The sequence below is a fragment of the Acidobacteriota bacterium genome (genome assembly GCA_030949985.1).
Lineage (GTDB): Bacteria > Acidobacteriota > Polarisedimenticolia > J045 > J045 > JALTMS01.
Window position 1 is genome coordinate 1 of sequence record JAUZRX010000061.1, and the last position, 7,626, is coordinate 7,626.

General features: G+C 62.7%; 8 protein-coding genes. 6 read left to right on the forward strand and 2 right to left on the reverse strand.

Annotation, left to right across the window (positions count from 1 at the left end; translation table 11 throughout):
- The 6 genes from Q9Q40_12700 to wecB all read left to right on the forward strand — a co-directional run.
- The coding region (locus Q9Q40_12700; protein ID MDQ7008083.1) for a sugar transferase at positions 1–693 on the forward strand (693 nt) is incomplete at its 5' end.
- A 20-nt stretch (positions 694–713) separates the two neighbouring features.
- Complete coding sequence (locus Q9Q40_12705) at positions 714–1,742, forward strand: Gfo/Idh/MocA family oxidoreductase (GenBank protein ID MDQ7008084.1); 1,029 nt, start codon at positions 714–716, stop codon at positions 1,740–1,742.
- Between the two features lie 21 nt (positions 1,743–1,763).
- A complete protein-coding gene (locus Q9Q40_12710; GenBank protein ID MDQ7008085.1) occupies positions 1,764–2,273 on the forward strand; it encodes an acyltransferase in 510 nt (169 codons plus the stop codon).
- Entirely contained in the window at positions 2,266–3,393 is a 1,128-nt protein-coding gene (locus tag Q9Q40_12715; GenBank protein ID MDQ7008086.1) for a DegT/DnrJ/EryC1/StrS family aminotransferase, read from the forward strand. Before Q9Q40_12710 ends, Q9Q40_12715 begins: the two co-directional genes overlap by 8 nt.
- Positions 3,394–3,409: 16 nt before the next feature.
- Positions 3,410–4,612, forward strand: a complete 1,203-nt coding sequence (locus tag Q9Q40_12720; GenBank protein ID MDQ7008087.1) for a glycosyltransferase family 4 protein — start codon at positions 3,410–3,412, stop codon at positions 4,610–4,612.
- 4 nt (positions 4,613–4,616) lie between these two features.
- On the forward strand, positions 4,617–5,699 hold the full coding sequence (wecB, locus tag Q9Q40_12725; GenBank protein MDQ7008088.1) for a UDP-N-acetylglucosamine 2-epimerase (non-hydrolyzing): 1,083 nt from the start codon (positions 4,617–4,619) through the stop codon (positions 5,697–5,699).
- Positions 5,700–5,710: 11 nt separating this feature from the next.
- Here the strand turns inward: wecB and Q9Q40_12730 are convergent, their stop codons facing one another.
- The gene (locus Q9Q40_12730; protein MDQ7008089.1) at positions 5,711–7,288 is read right to left on the reverse strand and encodes a Gfo/Idh/MocA family oxidoreductase; all 1,578 of its coding nucleotides are present in this window, start codon (positions 7,286–7,288) and stop codon (positions 5,711–5,713) included.
- A 143-nt stretch (positions 7,289–7,431) separates the two neighbouring features.
- The coding region (locus Q9Q40_12735; GenBank protein ID MDQ7008090.1) for a class I SAM-dependent methyltransferase at positions 7,432–7,626 on the reverse strand (195 nt) is incomplete at its 5' end.

Sequence of the window (7,626 nt, forward strand, 5' to 3'; positions counted from 1 at the left end):
ACTCTTTCGGTCGTCGCGGGCATTCCCCTACTGGGCTCCAAAGGCAACAACATCACCGGCTTCAACTACGTCCTCAAGCGACTGGTCGATATTGCCGTGAGTGCGGTCCTCCTGGTGATTTTCTCCCCCCTCATGCTCCTCGTGGCCCTGGCGATCAAGATCTTCTCCAAGGGCCCGGTCCTGTTCTCCCAGGAACGCATCGGCTACCGCGGCCGTCCGTTCAAGTTCTACAAGTTTCGCTCGATGCACGTCGCGAACGACCCTTCGATCCACCAGGATTACGTCAAGAAATGGATCGAGGGCGACAAGGCGGCGGAAGTCCAGGACGGCGACACAAAGGTCCACAAAATCACCAGGGATCCCCGCATCATCCCCTGGGTCGGCCCTTTCATCCGCAAGTTCAGCATCGACGAACTGCCCCAACTCTTCAACGTCATCAAGGGGGACATGAGCCTGGTCGGCCCCCGCCCCTGCCTGCCTTACGAGGCCGAGATGTACCGCCGCTGGCACAAGATGCGCTTCGACGCCCTGCCCGGCATCACCGGCCTCTGGCAAGTCTCCGGCAGAAACCGGCTTTCCTTCGACCAGATGGTAGCGCTCGACATCCGATACCTTCAGAATTGGTCCCTCGGTCTTGACTTACAGATAATGGCCAAGACCCCCTACATCATTTTGTTCGACAAGGCTTACTAGTCCTGTCGGGAGGATTAGCCGTGAGCGATCGGAACACCGCCGTCGGTGTCGGGGTGGTCGGGTGTGGTTACTGGGGGCCCAACCTGATCCGTAATTTCTACCAGCTCAATGCGTCGGAAGTCGTAACCATCTGCGACCTCGACGAGGGGCGCCTGGCTCACCTCAAGGAACTCTACCCCTCGGTGGAAACCACCACCGATTTCGAAAAGATGCTGACCGACGATCGCATCGAGGCCATCGTCGTCGCCCTGCCCGTGGCCCTGCACTCCCGCATGGCCATCGCCGCCCTCCAGGCAGGCAAGCACGTTCTGGTCGAAAAGCCCATGGCCGCCACGGCTGAAGAATGCGAAGCCATGATCCGGGAGGCCGAGTCTCGCAAGCTCTCCCTGATGGTGGGGCACGTCTTCGAGTACACCCCCACGGTGCGAAAGATGAAGTCGATCCTCGACGAGGGTACCTTGGGCGAACTGTACTACGTCAATTCCCAGCGCCTGAACCTGGGCCTGTTTCGCAACGACGTCAACGTCATCTGGGACCTGGCCCCCCACGACTTCTCGATCCTGCTCCACCTGACCGGGGGTAAAATGCCCCGGGCCGTACAGGCCACCGGCGCCGCCCACATCAACCCCAAAACCGAAGACGTGGCCCAGATCACACTCGAATTCGACAACAACCTGGTGGCTTTCGTGCAGGTTTCCTGGCTCGACCCCAAGAAGGTCCGGCAGACCGTCCTCGTGGGCTCGAAACGCATGCTGGTCTACGACGACATCGAGCCCACCGAAAAGATCTGGATCTACGACCGCAGCGTGGAAGGCCCGGCCGTGATCGACGACTACTCCCAGTTCCCCTACACCTACCGCTACGGGGACATCACCATACCGCGGGTGGCGGGTGGCGAGCCCCTGCGTGCCGAGGCCCAGGCCTTCATCGATTCCATCCGTTCGGGCAAGCCGCCGCTGACCGACGGGCACTCCGGTCTGCGGGTGGTGCGGATTCTCGAAGCGACGAATGCCTCGCTGGCCGCCGGCGGCGGCCGTATCGAACTCTGACGCCCCGCCGGGAGAGCCGCCATGGACCGCTGCATCAGCATCGCGCCCGACGTCAAGCTCGGGAAGAACGTCAAGTACTTCAACTTCGTCAACATGTACGGCTGCGAGGTGGGCGACGACACCAAGATCGGCTGCTTCGTGGAAGTGCAGAAGGGGGCCAAAATCGGCGCCCGCTGCAAGATTTCCTCCCACACCTTCATCTGCGAGGGCGTCACCATCGAGGACGAGGTCTTCGTCGGCCATTCGGTCGTCTTCATCAACGACCCCGACCCCTATGCCTGCAACCCGGATGGGTCGATGCAGGACGACGACGACTGGACCTGTATCCCCACGGTGGTCAAGAAGAGGGCCTCCATCGGCTCCAACGCCACCATCATGTGCGGAGTCACCATCGGCGAGGGCGCCCTGGTCGGCGCCGGTTCGGTGGTCACCAAGGACGTCCCCCCCTGGACCATCGTCGCCGGCAGCCCCGCGCGGGTCATTCGGCCGCGGGAGAAGAAGTCAACACGGAGGTCTTCCGACCATGACTGAGAAGAAACCTGTTTTCGTCCCCTTCCTCGACCTCAAAGCCCAGCACCGCCCGCTCAAGGAGGAGCTGATGGCCGCCTTCGCCGACGCGGTGGACAACACCGCCTTCGTCGGCGGGCCGGCGGTGGCCGAGTTCGAAGAGAGCTTTGCCCGCTATTGCGAGGCCGCCCACGCCATCGGCGTGGCCAACGGTACCGACGCCCTGCGACTGGCTTTCCTCGCGGCGGGCATCGGCCCCGGCGACGAGGTCATCACGGCGGCCAACACCTTCATCGCCACTTCCGAAGCCATCAGCCAAACCGGGGCGACCCCTGTCTTCGCCGATTGCGACCCCGAAACGCGGATTCTCGACCCGTCCGCGGCCGAAGCCGCCATCACCGGCAAGACCAAGGCCATCGTGCCGGTCCACCTCTACGGTCAGATGGCCCCGATGGAGGACTTCCGCGCCATCGCGGACAAGCATTCGCTGCTGCTGATCGAGGACGCCTGCCAGGCCCATGGCGCCCGCTGGAACGGTCGGCGCGCCGGAAGCCTGGGCGACCTGGCGGCCTTCAGCTTCTACCCGGGAAAGAATCTCGGTTCCTGCGGTGAGGGTGGCGCGGTGACCACCAACAACGCCGACTACGCCGCACGGGTTCGTCAGCTTCGCGACCACGGGCAGTCGAAGAAGTACCACCACCAGGTGGAGGGCTACAACGCCCGGCTGCACGCGATCCAGGCCCGCTTCCTCTCGATCAAGCTGAACCACCTCGATGCCTGGAACGAGGCCCGTCGCAGTCGCGCCAACCGCTACCTGGCTGCGCTGGCGGACATCCCCGGCGTCCGCCTGCCGACCACCCGCCCGGAGGCCGAGCCCGTCTGGCACCTTTTCGTGATCGAGACGGCCGGAAGAGACGACCTGCAGGCTTTTCTTGGCGAGCGCCAGGTGCAGTCGGGACTGCACTATCCCGTCGCCCTGCACCTCCAGCCTGCCTACGCCCGCCTGGGATACGAGAAGGGCGCCTTCCCCCATGCGGAGCGCTCCGCCGCCGAGCTGCTGACCCTGCCGATTTTCCCGGAACTGACGGACGAGCAAATCGACTGGGCCGCGGAATGTGTCCGCCAGTGGGCGGTGAGCCGCTAAGAACGGCCGCTCCTCCATGGCGACTCGGCGTCAGGATCATCGCTTACTCTTTCTTGTTCACGGGTATTACCCCGATGACCCCCGTGTTCGCCGCCAGGCAGAATGCCTTCAACGCGCCGGATACCGGGTCCTGGTCCATTGCACCGCCGGCCAGGCGCCCGGCGCCAGTTGGGACTGCAATGGCGTCACCGTGCACGAGGCCGAGTTCGTAAAGACCCGGGCATCACTGCCACGCTATGTTCAGCAATACCTCCGGATGACGCGAGACTCAGCACGCCTGATCCGCAAGCTGACCGACAACGAACCCCTGTCGCTGATTCAGGTTGCGACATTGCCGGACTTCCTGGTCTGGGCAACGCGCTCTGCACGTCGACAGGGCACGCAAGTGATCCTTGATCTGCACGAAAGCATGCCCGACTTTTTTTCCTCCAAATACGGCGGCCTCGCTCGCGTCGGCATCGAAAGCGGCCTCCGCCTCCTCGAAAAGAACTGCGTGCGCCACGCCGACCTCGTCTTGACTGTAAACGATGAACTCGCCGACTCGTTCGAGCGACGCTTCCGGCGTCGCCCAGAGGTGTTCTACAACGCAGTCGACGAGGCCAGTTTCGGCGAACCGCGAGCCACAGCGTTGTGGCCGGAGACCAAGAACCTCGTCTATCACGGAACGCTGAGTTACGTCTACGGTCTCGACCTTGTGATTCGTGCCCTGCCCGAAGTCCTGCAAGCGTTCCCCGGTACGACTTTCAACGTATTCGGCAGTGGGCCTTCCGAGCCCGACCTCCGGGCCCTGGTCCAGGATCTCGACCTCACCGCGGCAGTCGTCTTCCACGGTCGCGTTCCCCTCACGGAGATCCCCAAACACCTGCGCAACATGCACGTCGGGCTCGTACCCACCATCAAAGACTCTTTCTTCGACATGTCACTGGCCACGAAGCTGCTCGAGTACGTCTATATCGGCTTGCCGGTGGTCGCCTCGGACCTCCGGGCGGTCAAGCGCGTCTTCCCAACGGACGACGCGCTTTTCTTCTTTTCCGCCAACGATCACCATTCCCTTGCGCGCACCCTGATCGACGCCCTCGGAAGACCTGCGGCTGAGATCAGTCGACGAATCTCGAACGCCCTCGAGTTGTACCAGCCCATTGCCTGGAAGACGGCTTCGAGTCGCTATCTTGATTTGATCGACCAGTTGGTCATACGGCCAGCCCATCATGCGGAGTGAGCGAATGAAGGTACTCAGTGTTGTCGGCGCCAGGCCCCAGTTCGTCAAACTCCGCCCCGTGGCGGAGGCCCTTGCCGCACGTGGCCTCTCTCACTTCGTTCTTCATACCGGGCAGCACTATGACCACCAGATGTCCGGCAGTTTCTTTTCAGAACTCGAGCTACCTCGACCCGATGCCAACCTCGGCGTGGGTTCGGCGGCGCATGCGAAGCAGGTGGCCGAAATGCTGCTGGGAATCTCGGCCGCGATCGAAGACCAGAGGCCAGACTTTCTGTTGATCTTCGGCGATACGAACAGCACACTGGCCGGCGCCCTTGCGGCCTCCATGGCGAAAGTTCCCGTGGGACATGTCGAAGCCGGCGCGCGTTCTTTCAACCGAGCCATGCCGGAAGAGCGGAACCGTGTCGTCTCCGATGCCGTCTCCGACCTTCTTCTGACCGCCAGTCCGGCAGCCACGACTCATCTCGAACAAGAACGTGCACAGGGCCGAGTGCTCTTCGTGGGCGATACCATGCTCGATGTGGTCACTTGGGCTCGCGATACCGCCAAATCCAAGAGCACCATTCTCGAGAGCCTCGAGCTGGAACCGAAGTCCTATACCGTCGCGACGATCCATCGTGCCGAAACCACCGACACCCCGGCAACGCTCAAAGCGGCTCTCGACCTGCTGGCCCGGGTTGACCGTGTAGTCGTCCTGCCCCTGCACCCTCGAACTCGAGCCGCCGCCGGTCGCTTCGGCTTCAGCAAGCTTCTTGACGCCCCCGCACTCCGTGTCATCGAACCAGCCGGCTACCTGGATATGATCCAACTCGTCCAGCATGCGGAAGCGGTCATGACCGACTCCGGCGGCCTGCAGAAGGAAGCTTTCTATCTTGGTGTGCCGTGCGTCACGCTGCGGCATGAAACAGAGTGGGTCGAGACCGTCGAGTTGGGCTGGAACCACGTGGTCGGCCTTGATCTCGACAAAGCGCGGGCGGCTTTGAACCGGAGAGGCCGCCCCACCATCACGGACAATCCCTATGGCGCGGGCGACGCCGGCATCCGGATCGTGGACGCCATCATCGACTTCCTCGGCCAACCGCTCTGACACCACACTCGCTATTCAGAAAAAACGAAGCCGCACTTCTTACATTCTTTCGGTTTCGGCTTCGCGTGCCACCACAGCGTCTTGCCGCAACGACAGACGGTACCGACCCGCCTGGCCGGGTTACCCAGAACCAGCGCGTGGGGTTCCACGTCTTTCGTCACGACCGCCCCGGCGCCCACGAAGGCGTATTCGCCGATGGAACTGCCGCAAACGATCGTGGCGTTGGCCCCGATCGACGCGCTCTTGCCCACCTTTGTCGGCAGGTAGTGTTCGGAGCCCCGCTGTGGGAATTCGCTGCGAGGATCGATGACGTTGGTAAAGACCATGGACGGCCCGCAGAAAACATAGTCGCCGAGTTCAACGCCCTCGTAGACCGAGACATTGTTCTGAATCTTGCACCCCTTCCCGATAACGACGTTGTTGCCTACGTTCACGTTCTGGCCCAGAACGCACTTCTCGCCAATCCTCGCGCCGGACTGCACGTGGCTCCAATGCCAGATCTTGGTGCCACGGCCGATCGAAACGCCGTCGTCGACTATCGCCGTGTCGTGAACGAAGTATGCGCCGTCCTGCGCCGTGCTGCGGTAGGCCGGGGCCGCGGCCGCCTTGCCAACCAGTGCGGCCTGGGCGCGTTCCAGCACGCGCAGCACTTCGAGGCCGTTTTCACCGTCCGTGAGGGGAGCCTCGTCCTTCGCAATGCTTTCGAGGAAGTGCTGACACTCCGTTCGCAGCGGCTCTATCTGCGGATATTCGACCGGAACGGCCTCGGTGTACCTCTTGACGGGATCGCCTTCGATAAAATCGATTCCGCAATCGAAGAGAAGAAGCTTGTCCCGGGCACGCGTATCCTCGAAAACGGCCATCCTCTTGTCACCAACGACAACCAGGCGATGCTCTTTGAAAGGATGCAGCCAGCTCACATAGATGTGGGCGAACGCTCCGCTGGGAAAGCTGAGAGCCGTCAAGGTGGTGTCGTGAATCCCCGGCTGGAGAAAGGCGCCACCGGAGCACTGGATCTCCGTCGGAACCTCCGAGAGCAGGTGGAGAATGACCGAGATGTCGTGAGGAGCAAAGCTCCACAGAGCGTTTTCCTCTTTGCGCACCGTCCCGAGGTTGAGCCTGTGCGAGTAGATCGTTCGCAGCGCACCGAGACTGCCGTCGTCGATGAGTTCCTTGATCTTGCGGATCGCCGGATGGTGCAAAAGCAGGTGACCAACCATCAACTTCTTGCCCGCGTCACGCGCCGCCGCTACCAGTCGAACGCCATCTTCGACCCTCAGTGCCAGCGGCTTCTCGACGAAGGTGTGGTAGCCCCGCCGGAGCGCTTCCAGGGCGACCGACGCGTGTGTCGGAGCCGGTGTCGCGATAGCCACCGCGTCGAAGCCGATCGCATCGCTGGCCTCGGCAAGGCTCTCAAAAAGAGGCACATCCGGATGCTTTTGCCGCGCGAACTCCCGGCGCGCCTCCGAAGCCTCGACGATCCCGGCCAGGGCCGAAAGTTCCGCAAAATTGCGCGCAATATTCTTGCCCCAGTTCCCAATCCCGATCATCACAACCCTTGGTTTCCCCATGGCTCTGCGCTCCTTCACCCACCTCCGGCACGAGGCGGCCAGACCCTCGAGAACGAGGTACGAACCTTCCTCCTTTTCCCGCCGCTAGTCAAGAAATCTCATATACGCCACCGCTAACCCCGACGTGCGCCAGCCGCTCATGGCCCCTCGGCAAGCCGCGATCACGCCCCCGGGGCGAATCCACCGGCAAAGTCTCTCGAGAAGCTGGACGCGAGCCGGCGGCGCCGGGTACGAACCATGGCCTGCGAGAAATCCACGCCGACCACCTCGCAACCGCCCGAGGCCAGGCTGACGCACTCCGTGCCGGTGCCGCTACCGAGCACCAGCAGACGGGGCGAGGGCGGCAACATCTCCAG